Origin of the sequence: Blautia sp. MSK20_18 (assembly GCF_020553125.1) — a bacterium.
GTDB classification, from domain to species: Bacteria; Bacillota; Clostridia; order Lachnospirales; family Lachnospiraceae; genus Blautia_A; species Blautia_A fusiformis.
On the sequence record NZ_JAJCGR010000002.1, the window covers coordinates 120,905 to 146,076 of the forward strand.

The 25,172-nt window shown below is 42.7% G+C and carries 28 protein-coding genes and 1 riboswitch; of the genes, 3 read left to right on the forward strand and 25 right to left on the reverse strand.

All coding sequences use genetic code 11. The features are described from left to right. Positions 1 to 12: 12 nt before the first annotated feature. The 14 genes from LI091_RS01870 to LI091_RS01935 all read right to left on the reverse strand — a co-directional run bounded on the left by LI091_RS01870 (position 13) and on the right by LI091_RS01935 (position 11,470). On the reverse strand, positions 13 to 573 hold the full coding sequence (locus LI091_RS01870; RefSeq protein WP_148444865.1) for a DUF1788 domain-containing protein: 561 nt from the start codon (positions 571 to 573) through the stop codon (positions 13 to 15). A gap of 11 nt (positions 574 to 584) precedes the next feature. Beyond that, positions 585 to 1,190, reverse strand: coding sequence for a DUF1819 family protein (locus tag LI091_RS01875; RefSeq protein WP_265190724.1), 606 nt, complete (start codon positions 1,188 to 1,190; stop codon positions 585 to 587). Between the two features lie 14 nt (positions 1,191 to 1,204). Further along, positions 1,205 to 1,423 (reverse strand): helix-turn-helix domain-containing protein, encoded by a 219-nt coding sequence (locus tag LI091_RS01880; protein ID WP_002578407.1) that lies wholly within the window; start codon positions 1,421 to 1,423, stop codon positions 1,205 to 1,207. Between the two features lie 130 nt (positions 1,424 to 1,553). Continuing rightward, on the reverse strand, positions 1,554 to 2,042 hold the full coding sequence (locus tag LI091_RS01885; protein WP_265190726.1) for a hypothetical protein: 489 nt from the start codon (positions 2,040 to 2,042) through the stop codon (positions 1,554 to 1,556). Beyond that, positions 2,008 to 2,409: a hypothetical protein gene (locus LI091_RS01890; protein ID WP_265190727.1), complete on the reverse strand. Its 402-nt coding sequence runs from the start codon at positions 2,407 to 2,409 to the stop codon at positions 2,008 to 2,010. Before LI091_RS01890 ends, LI091_RS01885 begins: the two co-directional genes overlap by 35 nt. Before the next feature lie 120 nt (positions 2,410 to 2,529). Beyond that, a complete protein-coding gene (locus tag LI091_RS01895) occupies positions 2,530 to 2,877 on the reverse strand; it encodes a TnpV protein (RefSeq protein WP_265190728.1) in 348 nt (115 codons plus the stop codon). A 43-nt stretch (positions 2,878 to 2,920) separates the two neighbouring features. After that, positions 2,921 to 3,253, reverse strand: a complete 333-nt coding sequence (locus LI091_RS01900; RefSeq protein WP_265190729.1) for a hypothetical protein — start codon at positions 3,251 to 3,253, stop codon at positions 2,921 to 2,923. 249 nt (positions 3,254 to 3,502) lie between these two features. Beyond that, positions 3,503 to 4,087: an AAA family ATPase gene (locus LI091_RS01905; RefSeq protein ID WP_265190730.1), complete on the reverse strand. Its 585-nt coding sequence runs from the start codon at positions 4,085 to 4,087 to the stop codon at positions 3,503 to 3,505. A 13-nt stretch (positions 4,088 to 4,100) separates the two neighbouring features. Further along, complete coding sequence (locus LI091_RS01910; RefSeq protein ID WP_174088525.1) at positions 4,101 to 5,468, reverse strand: MATE family efflux transporter; 1,368 nt, start codon at positions 5,466 to 5,468, stop codon at positions 4,101 to 4,103. A 210-nt stretch (positions 5,469 to 5,678) separates the two neighbouring features. Continuing rightward, the gene (locus LI091_RS01915; RefSeq protein WP_174088527.1) at positions 5,679 to 6,992 is read right to left on the reverse strand and encodes a sedoheptulokinase; all 1,314 of its coding nucleotides are present in this window, start codon (positions 6,990 to 6,992) and stop codon (positions 5,679 to 5,681) included. 59 nt (positions 6,993 to 7,051) lie between these two features. After that, positions 7,052 to 7,804 (reverse strand): response regulator, encoded by a 753-nt coding sequence (locus tag LI091_RS01920; RefSeq protein WP_114002165.1) that lies wholly within the window; start codon positions 7,802 to 7,804, stop codon positions 7,052 to 7,054. Continuing rightward, entirely contained in the window at positions 7,797 to 9,380 is a 1,584-nt protein-coding gene (locus LI091_RS01925; protein ID WP_059086038.1) for an ATP-binding protein, read from the reverse strand. The genes LI091_RS01920 and LI091_RS01925 overlap by 8 nt, the downstream gene beginning before the upstream one ends. Before the next feature lie 85 nt (positions 9,381 to 9,465). Further along, entirely contained in the window at positions 9,466 to 10,113 is a 648-nt protein-coding gene (locus tag LI091_RS01930; protein ID WP_015527248.1) for a potassium channel family protein, read from the reverse strand. A gap of 19 nt (positions 10,114 to 10,132) precedes the next feature. Beyond that, complete coding sequence (locus tag LI091_RS01935) at positions 10,133 to 11,470, reverse strand: TrkH family potassium uptake protein (protein ID WP_114002166.1); 1,338 nt, start codon at positions 11,468 to 11,470, stop codon at positions 10,133 to 10,135. A 313-nt stretch (positions 11,471 to 11,783) separates the two neighbouring features. Between LI091_RS01935 and bioB the strand changes: the two genes are divergently transcribed. Together bioB and LI091_RS01945 are read left to right on the forward strand one after the other, a co-directional pair. Further along, positions 11,784 to 12,755: a biotin synthase BioB gene (bioB, locus tag LI091_RS01940; protein WP_110102912.1), complete on the forward strand. Its 972-nt coding sequence runs from the start codon at positions 11,784 to 11,786 to the stop codon at positions 12,753 to 12,755. A 101-nt stretch (positions 12,756 to 12,856) separates the two neighbouring features. Next, positions 12,857 to 13,402 carry a biotin transporter BioY gene (locus tag LI091_RS01945; protein ID WP_015527251.1) on the forward strand — a complete coding sequence of 182 codons (546 nt, stop codon included), beginning with the start codon at positions 12,857 to 12,859 and terminating at the stop codon, positions 13,400 to 13,402. Between the two features lie 80 nt (positions 13,403 to 13,482). Here the strand turns inward: LI091_RS01945 and LI091_RS01950 are convergent, their stop codons facing one another. The 8 genes from LI091_RS01950 to LI091_RS01985 all read right to left on the reverse strand — a co-directional run bounded on the left by LI091_RS01950 (position 13,483) and on the right by LI091_RS01985 (position 21,868). After that, positions 13,483 to 14,370 (reverse strand): putative ABC transporter permease, encoded by an 888-nt coding sequence (locus LI091_RS01950; RefSeq protein WP_174088529.1) that lies wholly within the window; start codon positions 14,368 to 14,370, stop codon positions 13,483 to 13,485. A gap of 124 nt (positions 14,371 to 14,494) precedes the next feature. Beyond that, positions 14,495 to 15,847 carry an MATE family efflux transporter gene (locus LI091_RS01955; RefSeq protein WP_092068479.1) on the reverse strand — a complete coding sequence of 451 codons (1,353 nt, stop codon included), beginning with the start codon at positions 15,845 to 15,847 and terminating at the stop codon, positions 14,495 to 14,497. Continuing rightward, a complete protein-coding gene (locus LI091_RS01960) occupies positions 15,837 to 16,289 on the reverse strand; it encodes a MarR family winged helix-turn-helix transcriptional regulator (RefSeq protein ID WP_092068482.1) in 453 nt (150 codons plus the stop codon). Before LI091_RS01960 ends, LI091_RS01955 begins: the two co-directional genes overlap by 11 nt. 251 nt (positions 16,290 to 16,540) lie before the next feature. After that, complete coding sequence (locus tag LI091_RS01965; RefSeq protein ID WP_173733115.1) at positions 16,541 to 16,690, reverse strand: hypothetical protein; 150 nt, start codon at positions 16,688 to 16,690, stop codon at positions 16,541 to 16,543. A 145-nt stretch (positions 16,691 to 16,835) separates the two neighbouring features. Next, the gene (locus LI091_RS01970; RefSeq protein ID WP_015527257.1) at positions 16,836 to 17,144 is read right to left on the reverse strand and encodes an MGMT family protein; all 309 of its coding nucleotides are present in this window, start codon (positions 17,142 to 17,144) and stop codon (positions 16,836 to 16,838) included. A gap of 107 nt (positions 17,145 to 17,251) precedes the next feature. Next, on the reverse strand, positions 17,252 to 17,785 hold the full coding sequence (locus LI091_RS01975; RefSeq protein WP_044960460.1) for a methylated-DNA--[protein]-cysteine S-methyltransferase: 534 nt from the start codon (positions 17,783 to 17,785) through the stop codon (positions 17,252 to 17,254). 601 nt (positions 17,786 to 18,386) lie between these two features. Then, positions 18,387 to 20,072 carry a formate--tetrahydrofolate ligase gene (locus tag LI091_RS01980; RefSeq protein ID WP_092068491.1) on the reverse strand — a complete coding sequence of 562 codons (1,686 nt, stop codon included), beginning with the start codon at positions 20,070 to 20,072 and terminating at the stop codon, positions 18,387 to 18,389. Positions 20,073 to 20,145: 73 nt separating this feature from the next. Further along, positions 20,146 to 20,227: riboswitch (ZMP/ZTP riboswitch) on the reverse strand. Between the two features lie 240 nt (positions 20,228 to 20,467). Continuing rightward, positions 20,468 to 21,868 (reverse strand): sodium-dependent transporter, encoded by a 1,401-nt coding sequence (locus LI091_RS01985; RefSeq protein ID WP_114002172.1) that lies wholly within the window; start codon positions 21,866 to 21,868, stop codon positions 20,468 to 20,470. Positions 21,869 to 22,089: 221 nt separating this feature from the next. Here LI091_RS01985 and LI091_RS01990 point away from each other — a divergent pair, with 221 nt between their 5' ends. Beyond that, positions 22,090 to 22,818, forward strand: coding sequence for a helix-turn-helix domain-containing protein (locus LI091_RS01990; RefSeq protein WP_114002173.1), 729 nt, complete (start codon positions 22,090 to 22,092; stop codon positions 22,816 to 22,818). A 63-nt stretch (positions 22,819 to 22,881) separates the two neighbouring features. Here LI091_RS01990 and LI091_RS01995 read toward each other — a convergent pair whose 3' ends face one another. From LI091_RS01995 to LI091_RS02005, 3 genes are read right to left on the reverse strand one after another with little or no spacing between them, the layout of a single operon-like run. Further along, the gene (locus LI091_RS01995) at positions 22,882 to 23,730 is read right to left on the reverse strand and encodes a 4Fe-4S binding protein (protein WP_110102924.1); all 849 of its coding nucleotides are present in this window, start codon (positions 23,728 to 23,730) and stop codon (positions 22,882 to 22,884) included. A gap of 7 nt (positions 23,731 to 23,737) precedes the next feature. After that, positions 23,738 to 23,890, reverse strand: coding sequence for a CD1871A family CXXC motif-containing protein (locus tag LI091_RS02000; RefSeq protein ID WP_015527265.1), 153 nt, complete (start codon positions 23,888 to 23,890; stop codon positions 23,738 to 23,740). Positions 23,891 to 23,917: 27 nt separating this feature from the next. Beyond that, a complete protein-coding gene (locus LI091_RS02005; RefSeq protein WP_265190731.1) occupies positions 23,918 to 25,066 on the reverse strand; it encodes a TlpA family protein disulfide reductase in 1,149 nt (382 codons plus the stop codon). Positions 25,067 to 25,172 lie beyond the last annotated feature (106 nt).

Below are 25,172 nucleotides of genomic sequence, written 5' to 3' on the forward strand. Positions count from 1 at the left end.
CTTTATCCCCCCTTAATCTATGACATTGAACGCCCGGTAATAATCATTTGATGTCAGACGATTGAACAGTTTTACATGACGACCATCAAATTCACCCGGATACATCACCAAAATCGGAACATCCGAAAAATACGGTTGCAAGGCTTCCAGTAATGTATGGATTCTCATAAATGGAAATACCTCACCTACCCCCATCAGCATCAGCACATCACCCGGTTCGTGTGGCTCATACTGGATTTTATCAATGAACTCTCCATTGCCGATTGCGGAGTTAAGCTGCTCCAGAAGATAAGCACTTCCGTCAGCTTCTTCCATATCGGGAATCGCATCTGTGATGTCCATATCATCGCAGATAGAGAGAAATGTTTTATATAAATTACAAACGATCAAATGGCAATCTAAGGACTGATCGGTTTCCAGCTGATTCACAAAATGGCGGACAACCATTTCGTTCTCTGGTTCATAACAGAAGATTCTGATATTCACCTCATTGCTGAGTCCCTTGCCTTCCAGGAACTCTGGTTCCTGAATCAATGCCCGAACTTTGTCCAGGCGCTCTTTTATTTCACTCATCTGGTTACCTCCTACACAAAGCAATTAAACGCTGGCAGTACCGCCGTGTCGCCATTGCTTCTGATGGCATTCTCCAAAATAGGATGCAGCCATACTGGATTCAAATGATCTGCCCCCCGGTTGTCGAGATATTCTGTTTCAACAAGCACTCTGGCAATAATCTGTTTTAATTTTGTTATCGTACTATCGCTCCAGGAAGCTACGGTATCATTTTGTTCCTGTAAACGCATAAAAAATGTATTCAAATCTATCTTACCAAAAGACGTATCCCTTAATCTGTACTTCTCACCAATGACGGTCAGCATAAATTCCCAAACCAGTCGGCTCTGCTTCATCAATGCATACAGACAAATCTGTTTTGCTACATCCGTTGGCTGTGACGCAATCGCAGCAACCAATGAATCATCTTCCAGTGCATGAAGCCGTTTGATACAGGCTTTCGCCATGCGTGTAATAGATTTTTCAGTTGGATACTGAAAAAGATTCTGCTCTACAATTTCTTTTACAATCGCATCATCGGAATTTCCTTCTACCATTAGCTTTGCGGTAGAACGCATTTCGTAGAAAAGGAACGGCTCTCTGGTCAAAGACGCAATATAAGGATAAGAATGATCCATGTTCCCGTACCCCCTTACTGCTCCTCTTTTTTATCAGGAACAAATTCCATGATGTCTCCTACATCACAATTCAAAGCAGAACATATCTTTGACAGAATCTCTGTACTTACATTTTCATCTTTTGATAATCGAGACATCGTTGTTGTACTAACTCCTGTCATTGCACGCAAATCTTTCTTCATCATTTCTTTATCAATTAACAATTTCCACAATTTCTTGTAACTAACTGCCATTTTTTCACCTCAATCTTATTTGCTTGAAATACCTGTTCACATGGTATTTATCATCATATCATAGAAATGCGTTTCAAACAATCTAATCCATCAAAAATCATAATTAAATTCTGAAATATCGCATTTAAAATCACAAGAAACACATCTTAACAAGACAAGCTGAAAGTACAAATGCCACTATATATCCAATTCCACAGAAAAATTTTATCTCGTTTATTTTCTCTGATTGCAATTTTATTCTTTTTTTCAGTTTTTGCACTTCCTTCTCAGCTATCTTTCTATTCTGTTCCGCCTGATGCTTTAATGACCGTAATTGTTTTTCTGCTTCTTTTTGTTTTCTATATGCCTCATCAACAGCTTGCACAGATGATTTATTCACCTGTATCTGCAATTTAGAGTTCTGGTCCTGAACGTCTTTTATTTCTTCTTCGAGCTGCTCTTGCTCTCTCCTGCTCTTCAATCCGTTTCTGTTCCTCAAATCGTCGTTGTTCTTCTGAAGCGATTGATTCAGCTTCTGCGTTTCGGACAGTTCGGTTGTCAAATGATGAATTTCGTCGTTTAACTTCCGAATTTCGTCTTGCATTTCATGATTCTCGAAAAATAGCTTCTGTTTTTCCATTTTCAGCTTGTGTGTCCTTTCCTGAAATTTCTGGATAAACTCGTTCATCTTCTGATTTCTCACCTGTAATTCGTCCCTCTCCACCGTCACTTTCTCCAGCGTTTCTGCCTGCTTCTTCGCAAGCAGCTTCCACTTGTCGGTAGTAGGCACACTGACAGCTGCCAGTAAACTGAATAGCTCTCATTTCCTCTATAAAAGAATCTGCACTGAAATAATCCCCGTCATCTTCCTGCACCAGACAAAGTGCCTGATAACCTGACATTACAATATTTAACGCTATATCCTGATTGTCCACCAGAAAGATATAGGTCTGTGCTATCCCTTCTGGATTGTTTTCCATATAATGCTTCAAAAACTTCTTGTTCAAACTTATCACTTCCTTTCAGACAAAGAAAAAGACGCAAGCCATATTTTATGACTCACGCCTTACTTCGCTCACAATATTCTATTTTTATCAGTTATCTGCCAGATTGATTACTGGCAATCCTTATACATAAATCAATTCTTTCAGGATAATCTCTTCCGCAATCGCTTTGTGTTGATTAGCAGCTCTTACCCATGCCATCTGATCTACTTCTTTATCCGGCAGTGGTTCTTTTTCTTCCAACTGTTTCAGAATTACCTCTTCCCGTTCTCTGGCTGCCTTGTCCACTTCCAGAAGATGCTCTCCAATGGTATCCTGTAAAAGCATCACCTGATACGTTGAATTTCGATGGTTCTTCAGATAATCTCTGCGTAAGAATCCATATTTGCCAAGCTGCACCATCTGCTCACCGGATTTATAGGTGAGATTCGGGATCAGATATCCATTTACATTTGTATACGTTAATTTCATTTCATTAGCACTCTCCATTTCTCATCATTTTTTGATCACAAATTTACGACAAATCTGACACTGCTTTACAATACCAGGCAAAATGACTGATGCCCCGGAAAGCCTGTAAAATAGCCACTTTCGTGATACACAAGACAGGACAAAAACCGACTTCCATTATCAAGAGGTGAGTGCTAATTTTTTGTAAAGAATTTCGCCATGGAGATGAATTATACTGTTTCTTAATTTCAATCACCATAGATCCATCCTCTTTTGTTTTTTCTGATAAAATTTTGTACTTTGTTCCACTCTTTTTCAGCTGTGCTTTATACTTTTCATACTCCTGTACAGCTAACGCTTTTCCCAAATCCTTCTGATTGATTTCTTCAACTCCCATTGACTCCGAACGACTTAACTCGCCCAGTACTCTCAACTGTACAGCAGTTAATCACATCCGATCTACGCGTTCTTCCAGTTTCTTCTTAAATTCTCTGTCCAATATACTTTCGATTTCCATTAATTAATCCTAGATCATTCATGGCAAAGTCACGTACAATCCAGGATTACAAAGTCATCTGCTTTCGCTACTTACTCATGAATGCTCTCATCACATTTTCTTTAATCCACTTTCACCATGAGGATTTCATTATTTACATTCCATAACAAGCTTCTCACATCTGTCGTATCCAAGCTGTGAACTATTCAGACACAACGTATAATTACTGGCCTTTCCCCATTTCTGATCGGTGTAAAAATTATAATTCGTCATACGCCTTTTATCTGTATCTGCCATCATTTTGACAGCTTCCTTCTCTCCTACATTATACAAACCCATAATACGCTGTGTTTTTTCCGGCATATTCCCATGGATAAATACATTCAGTACATCATCCCTATCTTTCAGAATATAATCTGCATTTCTTCCGATAATTACACAAGATTCCTTATCAGCCAGTTCTAAAATAACCTTTCTCTGTGCCTCATACACCATGTCTTCTACTGATTTTCCTGTGATATCACGTCCGGCAAATGCATATGCAAACAAGCCTTTTTTCGGAGACAGTTCCGCACTTTCCTGAATATATTCCGGAGATAAACCAGACTTTTCTGCGATCTCATTGATAATGTTTTTATCATAATAAGCGAGTCCCAATTTTTTCGCTAATTCTTCTCCGATAAAGCGTCCGCCGCTTCCAAATTCTCTACTGATCGTAATGATTCTTTTTGCCATTTCCAATTCCTCCTTAATTCAAAACATCTACTTTATTTTTTCTGATTCTCTTTAAAAACACATATCCTACAAAACAGGAAACTATTTCCGTGATCGGAAATGCCCACCAGATCAGTGAAACTCCCATCTGTACATTTCTGACAAGCATAGAAAAGATTCCAGCCAGCGGCAGGATAATAATAAGCTGTCTCAAAAGCGAAATAACCAGCGATTCCACACCACCATCCAGTGCCTGATAAATGCCCTGATAAGCAACATTGATTCCTGCGAACAGGAAACTTATAGAAATCACTCTCATTGCTCCGATAAAATATTCTCTCGACTGTCCCGCATTAAACAGCGTTGCAAATGCCCCAGGGAAAATCTCTGTGATTGCAATTCCCAGAATCATTAACACAATTGTATAGATCAGACCATATTTGATTCCATCCTGAATTCTCTTCTTACTTCTCATTCCATAAGCAAATGCAATGATTGGGGTGATTGCATCTCGCAGACCAAAAGCAAGAAACAAAACAAACTGCTGTACCTTATAGAACAGACCATAGGCCGTCTGTGCTGACGGATCGAACTTCAGGATCAGGTTCATTACATAAACCATAATGGACATCAGCGCCTGAGCAATGATTGCCGGAAGTCCGATTGCATAGATCTCCTTGATAATTTCGCCATCTGGCTTCATATATTTCGCCCCATGCTCGAATTCCTTATTTAATTTGATATGAAAAATGAACAGTAATACTGCTGACGCTACCTGTCCAATTACAGTTGCGTAGGCTGCGCCTTTCACTCCCATTTCCGGACAAGGTCCAATACCGTAGATCATGATCGGATCAAGGATGATATTTACAACCGCTCCAACCACCTGACCAATCGTGGAATAAAGAGAACGGCCTGTTGCCTGAAGTAACTTTTCAAATAGAGAAAAGAAAATAATACCAAAAGAAATCACGCAGCATATCCTCAGATAGCTGATTCCCATCTCAAGTACTTCTGTATCTACTGTCTGCGATGAAATATATGCTTTCACCCCAAAGATACCAAACAATAAGCAAACCACATAAATGATCACTCCCAGAAACAGACTGTTTCCTGCTACCTTTGCAGCTTTTTTACTGTCTCCCTGTCCAAGTGTCCTTGCAAGAAGTGCATTGGTTCCTACACCGGTTCCGATCCCCACTGCCACCATAAGCATCTGCACCGGAAATACCAGTGTCAAAGCATTTAGTGCTGTCTCACTGCCTGCTTTCATATTTCCCACAAATGCACTGTCTACAATGTTATAGACTGCCTGCAATGCCATAGATAGGATCATCGGGATTCCCATTTGGACCATCAGCTTATTTACCGGCATCTCCTTCATCTTGTTGCTTTCCGCCATTTTGTTTTAACTCCTTTCTTTTTAGCACAAAAAAAGTGCGCACCTTGTCATATAAGCTGGACTTACGCTGACACGCTACACACTTTTTCATGGCGATATTCATTTTTACAAAATGAAAACGAGTAGCCGGTAAACTGGATTTACGCTTACTTGCTACTCGTTTCTTGTAATTATATTGCCTCTTTTTCAAAAAGTCAAACAAAATTTTTCTTACATTGCCGCAACCAACTTTCCCGCAGTAAGTGCAGCTCCATATGCAGCCTCTTCTTCATATTCAGGAATCTCCATCGGCATTTTGAACATTTCTTCTGCCAGTCTTCTCATCAGCGGGTTTCGGCGAATTCCGTTTCCGGAGCCAGTCAGGCGTGTGGCCTTTTTTCCGGTGAGCTGACACATCTGCTCATACTGCTCATGCAGTTCGTTAAGGATCCCACAGATCACACCGACCGTCAGTGCACCAGGATGAAAATTCTCTACACCGATCCCTGCGATCATGCCCCTGTGAGACGGATTACTTCTTGTCCCTGAAAAAGCTGTATCTACTTTCCATGCAGCTTCTTTTCCGTATTTTTCAATAAATTTTTCTGCCTGCTCCTGCATCCGGGAATACAGTCTTTCTTCAGTTTCTGCAGCTTCTCTGTAAAACTGTTCCAGCATCGCATACGCACGACCACCACACAGGGAAGCTCCCACGAGGATATAGCTGTTTTCGGTACAGGGGCGAAGCTCCACACTGCCGCTGCATTCTATAAACTTCTCTGTCACTAAGGAAACCTGGCTGCCGGTTCCTACATTCAGGAGCACGGTATCTTTAAGATTCCGGACGGAACCAAACAGACTCGCCTGATTGTCACCGATCGATCCCATTACCGGCACACCGGCTCTTGTTTCTCCGACTAAAAAATGTCCCTTTCTTACTTCCGGCAGATAAGAAGTATCTACGCCGGCCTGCTCCAGGGCTTCATACAGAAACTCCTGTTTTCGCAGGTCAAAGCAGCCCCAGCTTGCCGCCATGTCAAGTCCGATAACAGGGACAGTATTTTCACACAGCCGCATGGCAATATAATCACTGATCGTCGTCATCCTTACAGCATCCTTCGGGATCTGATCTTTCTTCTGAAGATAAAAATGTGTCACTAAACCATATCCGGACGCCGCCGCACCTACTCCCTGCAAAAGCTCTGCACAGGTTTTTCCGTTTTCCAGCGGAATCTCTCCGCTTCCATCCTGCCAGGTATAGAGAGGACTCACTGCCTTGCCGGAAGCATCCACATACAGCATTCCATGCATCTGCCCTGTAAACCCTATTCCATCTGGCAAACCATTCTCCTTCTGCTGCTTTATAAGAAACTCCCGGACGATCTCATAGATCCGTTCCGGATCCTGCAGCTTCTGTTCCGGCTTACTGCTCCGCAGAAAAGAATTATGCTCCACTGTTTCCTTTGCAAGCAGCTTTCCCGTTTCTGTGTCTGTCATTACGACACTGACTGTTGTTGTGCCGATATCAATCCCCATGATCTTCATCGTCTGTTTCCGTCCTTTTCTATGCTTTTTACTATAGAAACTGTCATCATATGAGATGATTATATTATCGTTTGAGGATTAATGCTATCTTTTTTGGTTTCCTGCTCAGGTTTCTCGATTCTGAGCATGCGATATCCAATTCCTATGTGCGTCTGGATATATTGTACACCGTTTTTTTCAGGCTCCAGTTTTTTCCGCAGTGTTGCCATAAAAACCCTGAGAGAAGCAACATCGTTTTCCGCGCAGCGTCCCCAGATCTGCTGAGTAATATATGTATGTGTCAATACTTTTCCAACATTACGGGATAAAAGGCAGAGCAACTTATACTCAATGGGCGTCAGATGCAGTTCTCTGTCCTTCAGGAATGTGCAGCCAGCCGTGTAATCTATCTTTAATCCACCATTTTCAAAAACAGATGTTTCCGGCTGTTTTCCTGACTGCGTTATGGCAAGCCGTCTTTGGCTGACACGGATACGCGCAAGTAATTCTTCTACTGAAAATGGTTTTGTGATATAATCATCTGCACCCGCATCCAGTGCCTCTATTTTGTCCATATCTTCACTTCTGGCACTGATCACGATGATAGGCATATTCGACCAGGTACGGATTTTCTTTATTACCTCTACTCCTTCCATATCAGGAAGGCCCAGATCCAGAAGAACGATATCCGGATTGTGTGATGAAGCCTCCAAAATGGCTGAAGCTCCATTTTCTGCAGCCAGATATTTATAGTCATGTGTTTTTAATGTGGTAACGATCAGGTTCCGTATGGGTCTGTCATCCTCAACCACCAGAATTAATGTCTTATTCATTTAATGTCACCTCGCTTAATGGTAAAGTAAAAGTAAAATTACATCCATGCGGAGCATGATCTGAAAGAACCAGTGTTCCATCGTGAGCTTCTATGATAGAGCGGCAAAGTGCCAGGCCAAGCCCCAGACTCCGTTGGCTGTCTGCAACGGTTGTTTTCCCTGTATAAAACATCTCAAAAATATGTGGCTTCATTTCATCCGGGATCCCGGGGCCGTTATCTTCCACGCTTACCTGTGCTTTCCCGGCTTTTTTGAACCCCCGAATGCTGATGACAGAGCCTGACGGCGTATATTTTATCGCATTATCGATCAAATTTACCAGAACCTGTATAATAAGATGCACGTCCATACGTGTAAGAACAAGTTCTTCACAGTCCGCCACGATCTTATACGCATCATGCTTCCGGCCGATATGTCGGAGTGACTCTGCTATTACCTCATCCAAAAGCTGATCCGTAAATTTAAACTTCAATCTTCCATCATTGAGCCTGGTAATGGAAAGCAGATTTTCCACAACTCCGATCAGCCACTCTGAATCCTCATGAATGTCCGTGTAGATCTGATACCTTGTAGCTTCATCCAGACGGTCACTGTTACTGAGAAGCATATCTGCATTTCCGGAAATAGAACAAAGCGGAGTACGCAGGTCATGGGAGATCGCCCGAAGAAGATCGCCACGCAGCTGCTCATTTTTTGCTAAAACCGCATTTTTTTCTTTTTCTATGGCATTTTGTACATTCTCCATTGCAAGTGCACATTCATTTATTACAGACAGCAGGATGCTGTATTCATAAGAGTCCAGTGTTTCTTTCTGCAGAGGGATCCCGATTACGCCATAAACATTATTCCCGCTTCGAATTGCCAGATATAAGCATTTTGCCTGTGAGAAATACTGTGTGGATGCGCCGGCACGCTGTCTGTTTTCATAAGTCCATCTGGCCGCCTGTTGTTCTTCCTGTGTCAGAAAATCCTCTGTGCTCTCTTTTTCCCCGGAAAAAAGCTTTCCTTCTGATAAAGTTCCATTTTCCACAACATATGCCGTGATGCTGCGGTTTAACAGGCGTATCAGCTGTGTACAGGTAACTCCGAGGATTTCTGTCTCACTTTTTGCCTTTTGCAGCAGACGATCCGTATCAAACAGAACCTGTGTGCGAAAGGCAATCTGTGAAGACAGCTTTGCATGCATTTTCAGCTTTGCCGCAAGGGTTCCTGTAAGTACAGACGAAATAAGCATTATGAAAAATGTCACCGGATATCCCACCGCGTATGTCTCAAAAGACATCCTTGGCTCCATCAGGAAAAAGCAAAATAAGAATACACTTAAAAAGGAGCCGGCTACACTGCAAAGATAACCATCTGTCACGATCGAAGTGATCAATACGCCCAAAATGTATATCGTTACAATATTTGTATCTGTAAGATCCAGTTTCTGAAACAGCAGGCCGATCAAAGTGCATACTGCAAATATAAAAACCGTCAGCAAGTAATCTTTTGCAGACGGTTTTTCCACATACCATGCAAATGGCCGTTTCGGATAGGTTCTGTTTTTTACTGTATCCTTCATTTTCAAGCTCATTCTGTCATTCTCCTTCTACTGCTGTTTTCTGGAATTATATCACGCAGCTGTTCTGTGGTCAAAATTTTTTCTTCATGGCAATGAGCTATATGCGGAAGCACTTCTGAAGAGCTCTGTATTCTCCTAATACCAGTAATTTATCATTTTCTGCAAAATATGTTTCCGGTGAAATTGCAATACTGAATTCCTCTTCATTTTTTACTGCCAGAATATTAATATTGTAGCGTTTTCTGATGTCAAGTCCACCCACTGTTTTTCCAACCCATTCTTCCGGCACTTCCACTTCAAAAATTGCATGGGAAGCGTCCACCTCCATATAATCCAGTATATGATCATCTGTATAACGGAAGGAGGCCCATTTTGCCACCTGCTTTTCCGGATAAACTACCTTATCGGCACCATTGCGTAAAAGAAATTTTTCCTGAACATCACGTTCAGCTCTGGATATCACCAATTTTGCACCCAGTTCTTTTAGAAGGGATGTTGTTTCAAGAGAATTTTGAAAGCTCTCTCCAATGGTCACAAAACAAATGTCATAGTTTCCAATTCCAAGGGACTGTAAAAATTCAGCATTGGTGCTGTCACCAATCTGAGCATTCGTCACAAATGACAGTACTTTGTCCACTCTTTCTTCCTTCCAGTCAACTGCCATAACTTCATGTCCCAGCTGATTGAGCTGCATGGCAATATGTCTTCCAAACCTTCCAAGTCCAATAAGCAATACATTTTTCATAATATTATTTTTCTCCTTCTTATCCAACTGTGATTTTTTCCAGAGGGAGCTTTGCATTTCCCTTATTTCTTCCGGAAAATACCGCATAGATCAGGGTCAGACCACCTACACGTCCCAGATACATCAGTATTATCAGCACGACTTGTGAAAAAACATGAAGTTCCGGTGTGATTCCCAGAGTCAGACCTACCGTACCAACAGCTGAAGCAGCTTCGTACAGACAATCTAAAAGCGGAAGGCCTTCGTACACACTGATCGCTATTCCGCCGCCAAAGAACAAGGCAAAATATAACATGGCTATTGTCGCTGCATTTTTTATCACATGATATTCAAGTCTTCGCCCAAAAGCTCCTGCATTTTCCTGACTTCGAAATGTCGCAATTGCATTTAAAATAAGTACTGAAAAAGTTGTTGTTTTCATTCCACCTGCTGTAGATCCCGGTGAACCACCAATCAGCATTAACAATATCATAACTGCTTTTGATGCCTCACTCATCTCTGAAATGTTTATAGTATTAAATCCGGCAGTTCTTGTCGTTACCGATTGAAACGTTGCTGCTAACAGGCGTTTTCCCATGGGTAATTTTGTCAGATCACAGATATAGAAAAAGACTGCCGGAAATAAGATCAGACATGCGGTAGTCATGAGAATGATCTTGCTTTGCATGCGGTAGCGTTTAAAGTTCAGTTTATTTGTATAAATATCATCCCATGTGAGAAAACCGATTCCTCCTGTAATGATCAACAGCATAATTACCAGATTTATAAGTATATTTCCTGAATACCCAGTCAGCGATGGAAACATACTGGAATCTGTCCCCAGAATATCAAAGCCGGCATTACAAAAAGCAGAGATTGAATGAAAAACTGACATCCAGATTCCCTTTTTTCCATAATCTCCCATAAAAACCGGCAGCAGCAACACCGTCCCTGCAGCTTCGATCAAAAATGTTCCCCTCAAAATAAACCTTGTTAGTCTGACGATTCCTCCGACTTTTGGAGCTGAAATTGCATCCTGCATGGTGCTTCTTTGCATGAGGGATATTTTCTTTCCGGAAAGAATGGAAACAGACGCAGCCACAGTCACTACTCCAAGCCCACCTGTTTGTATGAGTGCAAGAATGATCGTCTGGCCTGCCAGGGACCAGTAGCTTCCAGTGTCCTTTACCACAAGACCTGTAACACATACCGCCGAAGTGGCTGTAAAAAGTGCCTCATGAAATGGTGTGATCACTTTCTCCGCAGAAGAAAATGGAAGCATCAGCAGAACGGTTCCCAAAAGGATCACTCCTGCAAACCCCATGATAATCAGCTGAAAAGATGTCATATGTTTTTTCTTATATGATTTTTCCGGCATAAATGATCAGAACTCCTTATCAATACTTTTAACAGTGCTATCCTCGTAATGCATTTTATTATATATAACTACTTTCAAAGATAGTATAAAAGTCTCTGCTTCCGTATTAAGATTTTATAAAGATATGATATTGAATTGAATTGAGAATTATTTTAACCGAATCAAGGAAATTACCTGCTTTGATGATCCTAAGCATTACCTTAATACTACAGTTTTTTAATTGTAAACTCATTTTATATTTATAGTTGACATTCGATATTTCTCTGTGATAAAGTGATACCCGTACAAAAAAACTCAAAAGGAAGGTATTGACATGAACACTGCATCATGCGAAAAAGAAGCTCCATCGCTTTCCAGAGATGAAGCCATTGCAATTTTAGATACTCCGGACGAAGAACTTGAGGCACTGATTGACCGTGCCAGCAGTTTACGTTACAAATATAAGGGAAACCGGGTAAGCATCCACATCCTTACCAATGCCCGCAGTGGTAACTGTTCCCAGGATTGTGCCTACTGTGCCCAGTCATGTCGTTCCACTGCCGATATTGATAAATACAAATGGGTAGATGAAGACAAATTATATCAGGACAATGATTTCGTAAATGATTATCATTTATCCAGACATTGTATCGGACTGAGTGGTATGAAATTTACAGATAAAGAGATCGAGGAGCTGGCCCGCAGGATCCGCAAAATGAAAGAACACGGAACTCATCTCTGCTGCTCCATAGGCTTTCTCACAGAGCACCAGGCAAAAATGCTCAAAGAGGCTGGTCTTGACCGGATCAACCATAACCTGAACAGCAGCCGTTCCTTTTATCATAATATCTGCAGTACACATACCTTTGACCAGCGTGTCCGGAATATCCATATGCTTCAGGGACTTGGTTTCGAGATCTGCAGCGGCGGTATCATTGGCATGGGTGAAAGTAAGGAAGACGTTGTTGACATGCTTCTGGAATTACGTGAGATCCAGCCGGAAGCACTGCCGATCAACTTTCTTCTTCCGATCAAGGGAACTCCTCTCGGAAATGCAGATATTTCCCAGCTGACAACAGAATACTGTATGAAGGTCCTCTGCCTGGCAAGACTTCTTGTGCCTAAAGCAGATATCCGATGTGCTGCCGGAAGAGAAGTTTATTTTAAAGGCGAAGAAAAAAAACTGCTCAGTGTTGTAGACTCTATTTTTGCTTCCGGTTATCTTACAGAAGGTGGCCAGGGAATCGAAGACACTCTCAAAACCATTACGGATGCAGGATTCACCTATGAGATTGAATCTGCGTAAGCATCCTTATGGACATATGACCTATCATACACACTTACAGCATTTCATTACTTACCCGAACCAGTAAATATATTACCTTTTTCAAAGGAGGCTCTTTCAATATGAACCAGACAAATACTGTCTCTGCACCACGTACAAAAACCTACGAGATCACCATGACCGCTCTTATGGCAGCTGTCACTTGTATTCTTGCGCCGCTGTCCATTCCGATCGGTCCGGTTCCGATCTCATTTACCAATCTTGCCATTTATCTGTCCCTGTATCTTCTCGGATGGAAAAAAGGAACCATCAGCTATCTGATCTATCTTCTGCTTGGACTTGTAGGTCTTCCGGTATTTTCCGGATTTACCGGCGGCCCTGCAAAGCTGGCCGGTCCTACAGGCGGATACATCATCGGCTTTATCGTTATGGCTGTTATTGCCGGACTGGTAATTGACAACTGCCATAAGCCTCTGATCCAGCTCGTTGGTATGATCGCAGGAACAATTGTATGCTATCTTTTCGGAACTGTATGGTTCTGCATCGTTGCAGATTCCACTTTCAAAGCAGCTCTTGGAATCTGTGTAATTCCGTTTATCCCGGCAGATCTCATAAAAATGATCATCGCCATGATCATCGGACCAATGATAAAGAAACGGATCCGATAAGCTGAAGCTCTGATACGCCAAAAGAGGCAGCAGGAAATTTCCAACATTTCCTGCTGCCTCTTTATCGCGTTTCATTTTTCTTATCTGAGTTTTTTCTTCAGTTCCTGGATCAGTTCAAAATAATCTCTGTGCTTCATCTCCGGGAAAGCCTTAATGATTCTTCCCTGGCCGAATACCGTATGGTTTGTGATAGAGCTTGACAGCTCATCAAACTGTGCCTGAAGCTCCGCTTTCTTCATCCGAAGCATTTCGGCAGATTTTTCTCTCTGAGCCACAGTCGCATCTCTGAGCTCTGCCTTAGCAAGAGCAACCTGAACCTTTCCCTCTCCCACCTTCTGTGCTGTATCAATGGTAGTTGTTGCCAGAGTATCACTGAGCTTATCACTCACGATCCGCAAATCCGCACGTACCTTATCCAGTCGGGTAAGCTTCTTATTCAGTCCGCGGATCACCGCCACTGTTACAATAAGATCAGCCAGATACACCGCATACAGAATTGCCATAACAACCCATTCCAGTGTGGAAGGTGTATGAGAAGCCTGACGCTCCACATACTTCTGAAAAACCTTTACAACCATCACAATGGCAAGTCCCCATATCAGGGAAAACTCAAGACAGATATAGCCGTGAAAATTCAGCGGCTTATTAGAATAATCCCACCATCTTGCATGGAAGCATACATCCAGAAGCCAGCCGGCAACCAGCTCTACCACAGTTGCAAGAACGATCCCAAACAAAAAGATCATTCCCTCACTCATCTGATGTCCACCGCTCTGAAGCGTATTAAGCAACGCAAACACGGAAAGTACCCCAAATCCGTACACCGGGCATACCGGACCGTTGAGAAATCCCCGGTTTATAACCTTTCCTAAGGTTACTGCATGGAAGATAACTTCAACGACCCATCCTCCAAAAGAATAAAACAAAAAATACAGACATATCTGAAAATACGTCATCCCGCAAATCATCCTGTACTCCTCCTTTACAGCTGTCAAGATTCCGGCAGCTATTTCAGGGGTCAGTACCATCACCTCTGCCGGGGTGATTCTGATTATATCATATCACCCCTCTCATTTACATCCCTTTATCCGGTCATTCTTCCGAAACAATTTCTTTTTTCACACGGGTGAAGTACAAAAAGAATCCGATGTTCAGAATAATTCCCACTGTGGTAGATACCGGTGCTGCAAGACCGATCTTGGTCAGGCTGGCATCCGGCTGGATACTCATAAAGTACGCCATTGGAAGTCGTACCAGAAGCGTCTGGATCAGGCCCTGGACCATAACCCATATGGTCTGGTTGTTTCCGTTGAAATAGCCTATCATACTGAACAGAACAGCCGTTACCAGTGTCTCCGGTGCAAAGCCCTTCAGATAATCAAAACCCTTTTGGATAACGCCGGCATCTGTTGAAAAGAATCCTGCCAATACATCACCCTTCAGCAGGATCAGGATAAATACCAGGCATCCCACAGACAGGCCAACTCCAATTCCCGTAAGCATGGATTTTCTCGCACGTTTCGGCTTTCCTGCTCCTACGTTCTGTGAAACAAAGGAGGCCATGGACTGCATCAGGGAGCTTGGAACCAGCATGGCAAAGTTTACGATCTTACATGCAACTCCGTAACCGGAGGATGCTTCCAGACCCAGGCGATTGACAAATGCGCACAAGGCCAGAAATGAAATCTGTGTCAGGAATTCCTGAAGTGCCAGCGGCAGTCCGATCTTAAGAAAACGTCTGCACTGAGGATTCAGCCGGAAATCTTTTTTTGTAATGGTAAACGGAAGCTTCTTCTTTATCAGCAGAACTACTGCAAATACAACACTTAAGGCCTGAGCAGAAACCGTAGCAATAGCTGCTCCTGCTGCATCCATATGTAAGCCGGCTACCAGTACCAGGTCTCCGATCACATTTACAATACATGCCACCAGCACAAACAGCAGCGGAGATTTACTGTCACCAAGGCCACGGAAAATAGCAGACAGTAGGTTATACGCGACAATAAAGAAAATTCCGCTGCCACAGATCCGTACATAAGATGCAGTCAGCGCTACCGCTTCTTCCGGTGCCTGCATCAGCATGGAGATCGGATGTGCAAAGCCTACCATAACAATAAACAGCACGATAGAGATCATGGTAAAGACGATCGCAGCCCCACCGATAACGGAGCCGATCTGCTCCGGTCTTTTTTCTCCAAGATAACGTGCGATCAGAACTGTGATACCCATAGCAAACTGGATCACTACAAAGGTAACCAGATTCAGTACCTGACTTCCGGTGGAAACCGCTGACAGTCCGGATGTGGAACCGAATCTTCCAACTACAAGAAGATCGACCGCACCATAGGCAGCCTGCAGGATCAGCGCACCGAGTACCGGCATCATAAATGCAACCAGCTTCTTCAGGATATTTCCCTGGGTAAAATCTGCCTTATCATTTGTCATAATGTTCCCTCCTGTCACACATGATCTGATAAAATTTCCCGATGGTCCGGATCATATTGTCTGCTTCTTCTTCGGAAATCTCTGAAAGATAGGGCGCCAGACTGCTGAAATAATCCTGATCATACTTCCTGGAAAGCCTCTCTCCTTTTTCTGTTATGGAAATGTAAGTAACGCGCCCGTCATCCGGAGACATGAGCTTCTGAAGATATCCCTTTGCCTCCATTTCTTTCACTGTTCTGGTAACACCCGGACGCGGAAGGTTCATGGCATCACTGATATCAGAGAGCCGGATATCCTTTTTTTCTCTCTGCAGAGAATGGATCACATCCAGATACTGTATGTAGGATGGCATCACCCCCTGGGGCAGTGGCGGAAGCATATCCCGGATCCGCTTTGCCTGATAAAACGCATCAAACATCCGCTTGATCTTTTCATTTGTCATAAAAAAACTCCTCATATAATTATCTTAGTTAATTACCATTGATAATTATATGAGGAATTTATGGTTTGTCAAGCATGTTTTATTTTTCTGTTACAGAGTAGCTTTCTATTACAGAGTAACTTTCTATTAATCTATGCTTCTAATGCCTCTTTCAGAGAAGCTTCAAAGATCTCAAGTCCTTTCTCCATCTGCTCATCGGTCATGGTAAGCGGTGCAAGGTTCAGATATCTGGCCTGTGCCATCACACGCTCTCAGCTTAAATGTTCTGCATCCATAATAGAGGAAGACAGCTGCTCTGCGGCGTTTCTGTCCTTTTCCTCCAGCACGAGTTTCCGGCTGTCGTTGGTGACACTGGGATTTGTCAGAACTACGAATTCTCCTCCATGGATATAGTTATTCAATCCTGTATTCACTTTTGATGCACTGCAGGCAGTCTGCAAAATAGCCCCATCGTACAGACTACTCCAGACCGTTTTCCCCTGCTTTCAGCTTCAGAACTTCTGTAAGCTCCGGGATCTGCATCATATTTCTACAATTCATAAAACACTACTCCTCCCACTGATACTGCTTCATATCTACACATCCATTTGCCTTAAACTCCACACCCTCGTCTTCCAGAAGCATCTTCTGCTCTCTCCAGCCTGGTGCAGTACGCCCTGCATGGTTCACAACTCTGTGGCAGGGATACTTCCCGTAAAATTCTGCCATACCTAAGACTTTTCCTACAAGACGTGAATTTTTATCCCGCCCGATCAGCCGTGCGATCTGTCCGTAGGAGGCCACTTTTCCCTCAGGTATCTCTTCCACCACGGACAGTATCTCGTAGATTAAATCTTCATCCAGTATTTTTCCCATAATTATTCCTCCGAAATCCTGCTGGCAATTTTCATAGCATGCTTTCATAAATAAAATATCTGTCTTTTCGTGGACGCCTGCACCAGACCGTCCTCTCAGCCTGAGTTTTACAGTGCAGTTCCTTTCTTTGGAATAAACAAACGGCTCATATCTGTATGTTCCAGCTTAAGAAGTGAAATTTTTTTGTCAATTCCTCCGGCATAGCCCGTCAAGCTTCCATTTGTTCCTATGACTCGATGGCAGGGAATGATAATGGAAATTTCATTATGTCCAACCGCACCGCCTACTGCCTGGGCGGACATATGGGAAGTGTTTTTCATCACTGCAATTCTGCGCGCAATTTCTCCATATGTAATCGTCTGTCCATAGGGAATCTCCAGTAAAATCTGCCACACTGCCTTTCTGAATGTTGAACCGTTCGGATGAAGTAGTGGAGTAAAGTTCGGTTCTTCACCGAAGAAATATACATCCAGCCATTTTTTTGCTTCTGTGAGAATTTCCGTCTCCTGTTGGATATGGTCTTTGGGAAGTGTATTTGCAAAATATTTCTGTCCTTCAAACCACAGACCGGTAAGTCCGATTTCATCTGCGGCAAGTAAAATATCTCCGATTAGCGATTTATATTTGCATGTGTATACCATATTTCCCCCCACATTCATTTATCTCTACAATTTTTTCTATAGGATTCCTCTTAATTAACGCAAATGTCACATGCGCGTCCCCTCTGCACTTTCCTCTACATTGTGAGTTTTATCCCAACAAGCAGCAGGAGATTGCTGACATTCTTGACAATTTATAATATTATACCATTTTTGTTCTGAACATGCTATAATGCTGTTGCTGCCGAACCTCCAGCTGAAAGGATTAAACCACCTTACATAAACGAAACAAAAACCCCCGGAAGTCTCGACCACTTCCGGGGGTTTTGCTTTGCCCATGATAAGCATAATTACTTTCTTTAGCTACACACATCATAGTCCATTCACCGCAAAAAGTCAATTATTTTCATTCGAAATATGATATAATGCAGATACAATCCTGAATGAAAGAGGTGAACACCATGCAGAAATATGTTGCTTTGTTCTTTACCCTTCTGGCCGGGAACATTGTTGGCCACTACATCTGTAAATGGCTGGACCGCCGCCATGAGCAATAGACAACAATATAAGAAAAAGCGGCAGAACCTCTATTTTTGCAGGCTCTACCGCTTTCTATCTGAATTCCCCTCAAAAAATCTTTATATTAGAACAGTCCTGTGATCTTACCGCTCTCGTCTACGTCGATCTTGGTTGCTGCCGGTACTTTCGGAAGTCCTGGCATAGTCATAATCTCACCTGTCAGTGCAACAATAAATCCTGCCCCTGCGGAAATCTTAAGATTTCTTACTGTTACCTCGAAATCTGTCGGAGCACCAAGCTTTGTCTGGTCGTCTGTTAAGCTGTACTGGGTCTTAGCTACACAGATCGGGCAGTTGCCAAATCCAAGTGCCTCCAGCTGTTTCGCCTGCTTCTGGGCATTTGCTGTAAGAACCACTTTCTTTCCACCGTAAACCTTCTGTACGATCTGGTTCAGCTTGTCCTCGATGGAGCCTTCCAGTTCATAAGCATATGTGAAATCATTCGGCTCTTCAACAAGACGGATCACTTCCTCAGCAAGCTTGATTCCGCCTTCGCCACCTTTTGCCCATACCTCGGAAAGTGCTACGTTTACGCCAAGCTCCTTGCATTTTGCTTCCACAAAATCAAGCTCTGCCTTGGTATCGGTCGGGAATGCGTTAATAGCTACCACACATGGGAGCTTGTATACATTTTTGATATTGCTTACATGCTTCAGAAGGTTCGGGATACCCTTTTCAAGAGCCTCAAGGTTCTCATTGTTAAGATCCGCTTTTGCAACGCCACCGTTGTATTTCAGGGCACGTACGGTTGCTACGATAACAACTGCACTTGGTGTAAGACCTGCCATACGGCACTTGATATCCAGGAATTTCTCTGCTCCAAGGTCAGCACCGAATCCAGCCTCTGTGATCGCATAATCAGCAAGCTTCATAGCCATCTTTGTAGCGGTTACGGAGTTACATCCGTGAGCGATGTTTGCGAATGGTCCGCCGTGAACGATCGCCGGAACATGCTCCAGTGTCTGAACAAGGTTTGGTTTCAGGGCATCCTTCAGAAGTGCTGTCATAGCACCCTCTGCGTGGAGGTCTCCTGCTGTTACCGGTTTCTGCTCAGCAACCTTACCGTAAGTATATCCGATGATGATTCTGGAAAGTCTCTCTTTCAGATCTTTGATATCACTTGCCAGACAGAGAACTGCCATGATCTCAGATGCTACGGTAATGTCATATCCGTCCTCACGCGGCATACCGTTTGTTCTACCGCCAAGTCCGTCTACTACATTACGAAGCTGACGGTCGTTCATATCCACGCAGCGTCTCCAGGTGATCTTTCTCGGGTCGATATTCAGCTCATTTCCCTGGAAGATATGGTTGTCGATCATTGCTGCAAGAAGGTTGTTTGCCGCACCGATTGCATGGAAATCACCGGTAAAATGAAGGTTGATATCCTCCATCGGAACTACCTGTGCATAGCCGCCGCCTGCCGCACCACCTTTGACACCGAATACCGGTCCCAGGGATGGCTCACGAAGAGCTACCATAACATTTTTTCCAAGTCTCTGCATTCCATCTGCAAGACCTACCGTTGTCGTAGTTTTTCCCTCACCTGCCGGTGTCGGGTTGATGGCTGTTACCAGGATCAGCTTTCCGTCTTTTTTGTCTGTTTCTTTCAGAAGATTATAGTCGATCTTTGCTTTGTATTTACCATACTGCTCCAGATATTTGTCATCAATACCTGCTTTCTCTGCAATCTTGGTAATTGGCTCCATTGTGCACTCCTGTGCAATCTCGATGTCACTTTTAAATCCCATAATGTTCTCCTTTCTCCGCTGCAACCGTCTGCATCTTTTATCCCATAAAAAAGAGCAGTATCTGAAGTTTTTCAAATACTGCCCAGACGGTCGACTCATCGAATCTCCGGCTCCCTCGTGGTTATCCCACAACTCCGTCAGTCACCGAAGACTTTATTAATTTGATGATTGAATACTAACATATTTATTAGTACTTGTCAAGAAATTATCAAATTATTTTTTCACTTTTAAAGTGAGCTAAGTCTAATTTTCTGAATCATTTCCGTTCTATGTATTAGTTTTCTCTCCAACATTCGTACATATCTTTTTTCATCAAATCCTCTGTTATTTAATCGTATCTTGTACTGGTCATCCGTTAATGCGACTGTCCAGACGCCATAAACATATTACCACACTTATGAAATCAAATCTGCAAATCCTGTAGATACCAGGAATAATATCAGCATTACAACCGGCACTACATAACGGATCATAAAGCGATATAACCCTGCCCGTTTGAAGTGTTCCCCATTTCGTTCCACTTCTCCTATGATCCAGTCAGGGCCGATCACCCAGCCGATCAGAATGCTTGTCAAAAGTGAGATAAACGGCATCAGAAAACTGTTGCTGATATAATCCATCACATCCAGAAGCTGTCCAACGGAACCATTTGGCAGTTTAAGTTCAAAATACAGTTTGTTATAACCAAGGCAGATCAGTACTGCTGTAACAAGAGAATAAATTCCGACAGCACCACACATTTTCTTACGTGGTTTATGATAAAGTTCCATGCAGTTTGCAACCAGTGTCTCCATGACAGACACGCAGGAAGTCAGTGCCGCAAATCCCATCATCAGGAAAAATGCAATTGCCACCGGACGGCCAAATACTCCCATGGCATCAAAAACCTTTGGCAGTGAGATAAATATCAGGCTTGGGCCGGAAGCCATTCCATCCTTTCCGAGAAATACAAAAACAGCCGGTATGATCATCATTCCTGCAAGAAACGCAACGCCGGTATCAAAGATCTCAATCTGATTTGTTGCTTTATTTAAATTAACTTCATTTTTCACATAAGAACCATATGTGATCATGATTCCCATAGATACACTTAAGGAAAAGAATAACTGGCTCATCGCATCCAGAAGGATCTCCAGAAAGCGTTTTACCGTCAATCCATGAAAATCCGGTTTGAGGTAAACAGCCAGCCCCTGCATACCGGTGCGGACAGTTCCATCCGTATCAGTATGGGACAGTGTCAGTGAAAAAATGGCAATGATCACGATCAGAAGAATCAGCCCCGGCATAATGATCCTGGAAAACTTTTCGATTCCCTTTTCCACACCACGAAATACGATCCAGGCAGTCAATGCCAGAAAGATCAGCATAAATACAACAGGTGCAATATCTGATGTAATAAATGATGTAAAGTATACATCTGAAGCCGCATCTTTCCCTTCAGAAATAATATAAGTAAAAAAATATTTTACAATCCATCCACCGATAACAGAATAATAGGTCATGATCAATGCCGGAACCATAAACGTTAAATGTCCTAAAAATTTCCACTTTGGATCAAGAGATTCAAAAGCCCTCAATGCATTTTTCTTTGTCTTTCTCCCAAGTGCTACATCCGTTGTCAACAGTACAAATCCAAAAGTCAGTACCAGTACCAGATAAACCAGCAGGAAAAGTCCTCCGCCATCTTTGGCACAGAGATATGGAAATCTCCAGATATTTCCAACTCCTACTGCACTTCCGGCTGCCGCCAGGACAAAGCCTATTGAGCCGGAAAAGCTACTTCCTTTTTCTTTCATTTCAATTTCCCCTCTTCAAGTATATATTTGATATAGGCTGAAACCTTCAGCCTAACAGCCATATCTTACCTTAAATAAAGATAAGTGCAAATGGCAGAAGTTTCTTTTTACGAAATTTTATTTCAAAAAAGTTTCTTACTACTTTACAAAATACCGGTTTTTCCGATATAATCGTATACAATAAAAATTAATAAGAAAAATAGATAGTATGAGGAAACAAAATGAGTAATTTTACCTGTTATGTAGGTGAACAAATAAGAAAATACCGAAGAGCCGGAAAGATGACTCTGCAGGATTTGGCAGATGCCATCCATAAAAGTCGAGCTACCGTATGCAAATATGAAAATGGAGATATCTCCGTTGATATCGAAACTTTATATGAGATCAGCCAGATTCTCCAGGTATCTATGTCCCAGCTTACCACTGGTCTTCCTGAAACAGCCAGTAAACCGTCCAATGCACCGGGAAAAGGACAAAAAAGCCCATTTTTTCAGGCACAGCGGCTATATTTTTACTTTTACGATGGACGCTATCAGCGTACGAAGGATGGCGTCATCGATATTTATGAAAAAAAAGGCGAATCCGGAAAATACGAAGCAACCTTAACGATCTGTTCTGTTTCTGCCAACGGAAGAAGCAGTGAGATTTTTTACACCGGAAAAGTTCTTTACAGTGATATGCTGATCCGTTTTTCCTTTGTAAATCAGTATAACCCACTGGAAGAAGATCTCCTGTACATTTTTAATCCTCTGGAGCTTCGAGATTTTACAACAGGACTTTTGTGTGGGATTTCCAGTGCGGATCTGATGCCCTGCGCATTCAAATGTGTGATCACTTTAAAACCACAGGAGCTTACCGAAGCGTTCCGCCACCAGCTGCTTTTTACAAAAAAAGATCTGAAGCGCTGGGAACAGCTGAATATGTTACTGATAGATAATATGGAAAAGTAGTTTTCTGCAAAAAACGGTACACCTTATATTTTATAAGCTGTACCGTTTTCGTATTTTTCTGTATCAGGGTTTGCCTGCAAACCCACACCGGATCGCCTGTGTCGGACATATCTTTTTACATCTTCCACATCGGATACATTCTGTACTGTTTGGATTTTCCGTCGGATCGACCTCCATCTGGCAGATATTCCTGCATTTTCCGCAGTGAACACATTTTTCTTTATCTACTCTGTAACGAAAAACGGAAACTTTATTAAATACCGAATAAAAAGCTCCCAGCGGACAGATATACTTACAGAATGGCCGGTATATCATAATTGATAAGATAATGGTGATCACCAGGATTGTATTTTTCCACATGTACAGCCAGCCTACTGCACTTCGCATGGATTTGTTCAGCAGCACCAGAGGGATACCTCCTTCCAGTGTTCCTGCCGGGCAGATCAGCTTGCAGAAATATGGTGCTCCCTGGCCCATGATATCTACTACAAACATGGGAAGTATGATCACAAATACAAGAAAGATCACATATTTCAGTTTTCGCAGAAGCTTATCTCCCCGAAATGTCCGGATCTTCTTTGGAAAAGGAATCTTGTTCAACAGATCCTGGATCAGTCCAAAGGGGCAGAGAAATCCGCACACCAGTCTTCCAAGCAACGCTCCTACAAAGATCAGAAATCCAGCTACATAATATGCCATCTTGAAGTTCCAGCTTCCGATCACAGCCTGAAGGGAACCAATAGGGCAGGCCCCTCTTGCCCCGGGGCAGGAATAACAGTTCAGCCCCGGAACACAGACATTTTTCAGTTTTCCGGTATAGATCTTTCCAGTCACAAACCCTGATATGTGACTGTTTGTAAGGGCCGCCCACAATGCCTGGATCCCATGCCGCGGCCATTCATTTATTTTCATCTTCTTATTATCCAATGCCAATACACTCCATACAGATGTTGATCGCTTTTGTAAAAACTACAGACACCTCGCCCCTGCAGATTCCCAGTATCATCAGTAAAATCCCCAAAACCGCCAGAGCAGGTCCGATCCACCTGGATGCTGTTATTTTCCGAATCATTTTTTCACTCTCCGTAATGATCATCTTTTACTTTGAAACGTTTTTAAGCTCTTTTTCCACGATTTCCTTCCATTCGTCCAGTGTATGGCTTCCTGTATAGGTATCGCCTACAATGTTTCCATCTTTGTCAACAAAAAATGTTTCAGGAAATGCGGAAATCCCCTGCAGACGGCCATTCATCATAGTAGTATCCGGTATCAGGAACGGATACTCTGCTTTTGTTTTTTCCTGAAGAATGCCTGCTTTTTTTACTGCCTCCTCGTCCTGATTTCCCTTTTCATCTGTAGTATCAAGCACCACGCCTGCTACTCCGACGCCTTTCTCTTTCATTTCTTTATAAAGCTCCTGAAGTTCCGGAATCTCTTTTACACATGGTGAACACCAGGTTGTAAAAACATTTACCAGCGTCAGGTCATAGTCACTGAATACTTTTTCTGTATATGTTTTTCCATCTATTCCTGTTGTTTCAAATTTTCCTACAGATTTTACATCCTCCGGGTTGACGCTGGTATCCTGTGGCTGGTCAAACACGGAAATATTCTGATACGGTGTCATTTCCGTAATGTCGGTTTTGATCTTTTCCAGCTCCTTTGTCAGCTTTTCATCTGCATCTTTGTTGGTGCTCAGATAATATTTGTATTTCCCGTCACTGCTGTTTCCAAGCTCTTTATGCTCTGTACAGCCTGTGATCTCATCCAGCTTTTTCTGTGAAGCTTCGTCATAAACGCCAATTGTACCAATTCTGTCCAGACCTGCCACCCAGTCGTCATATCCTGTTCCCATCTTCTGTATTTCGGCATTTTTCTGTTCCTCTGTCATTTTGCTCCAGCTTACGTAGGCATATGTCACTGCATTGGTCTGATTCTCAAAATCTTCCGTGGTAAGCATTGCAATGCTCTGGTCCTTGATCTGCTTTAACAGCTCCTTCGAAAGTGAAAGCTTCAGTCCCAGAAACGGATATTCATAAGAATCCTGTGCCTTGCAGGTTACGTCGGAAGGCTTAAATGTACCTGCTACCAGATCTGATGAAACTGCCTCTCCATCCACCATCATTGCCGCTCCGGGATCTGCTGTTTCCGTGCTTTCCGCCGCTGTTACCGGCACGCTTCCAAATGCAGATATTCCTAATACCGCTGCTGCCATAAGTGCTGTTATTTTCTGTGTTCTTAATTTCATTGTTTATATTCTCCCTTCTGATATCACCGGCCCATATCCGGAACCGGCGTATATTTTATATGTTAATTTTGCTCTCTGTAGCCTTACTATATCATCCCCTGTATAA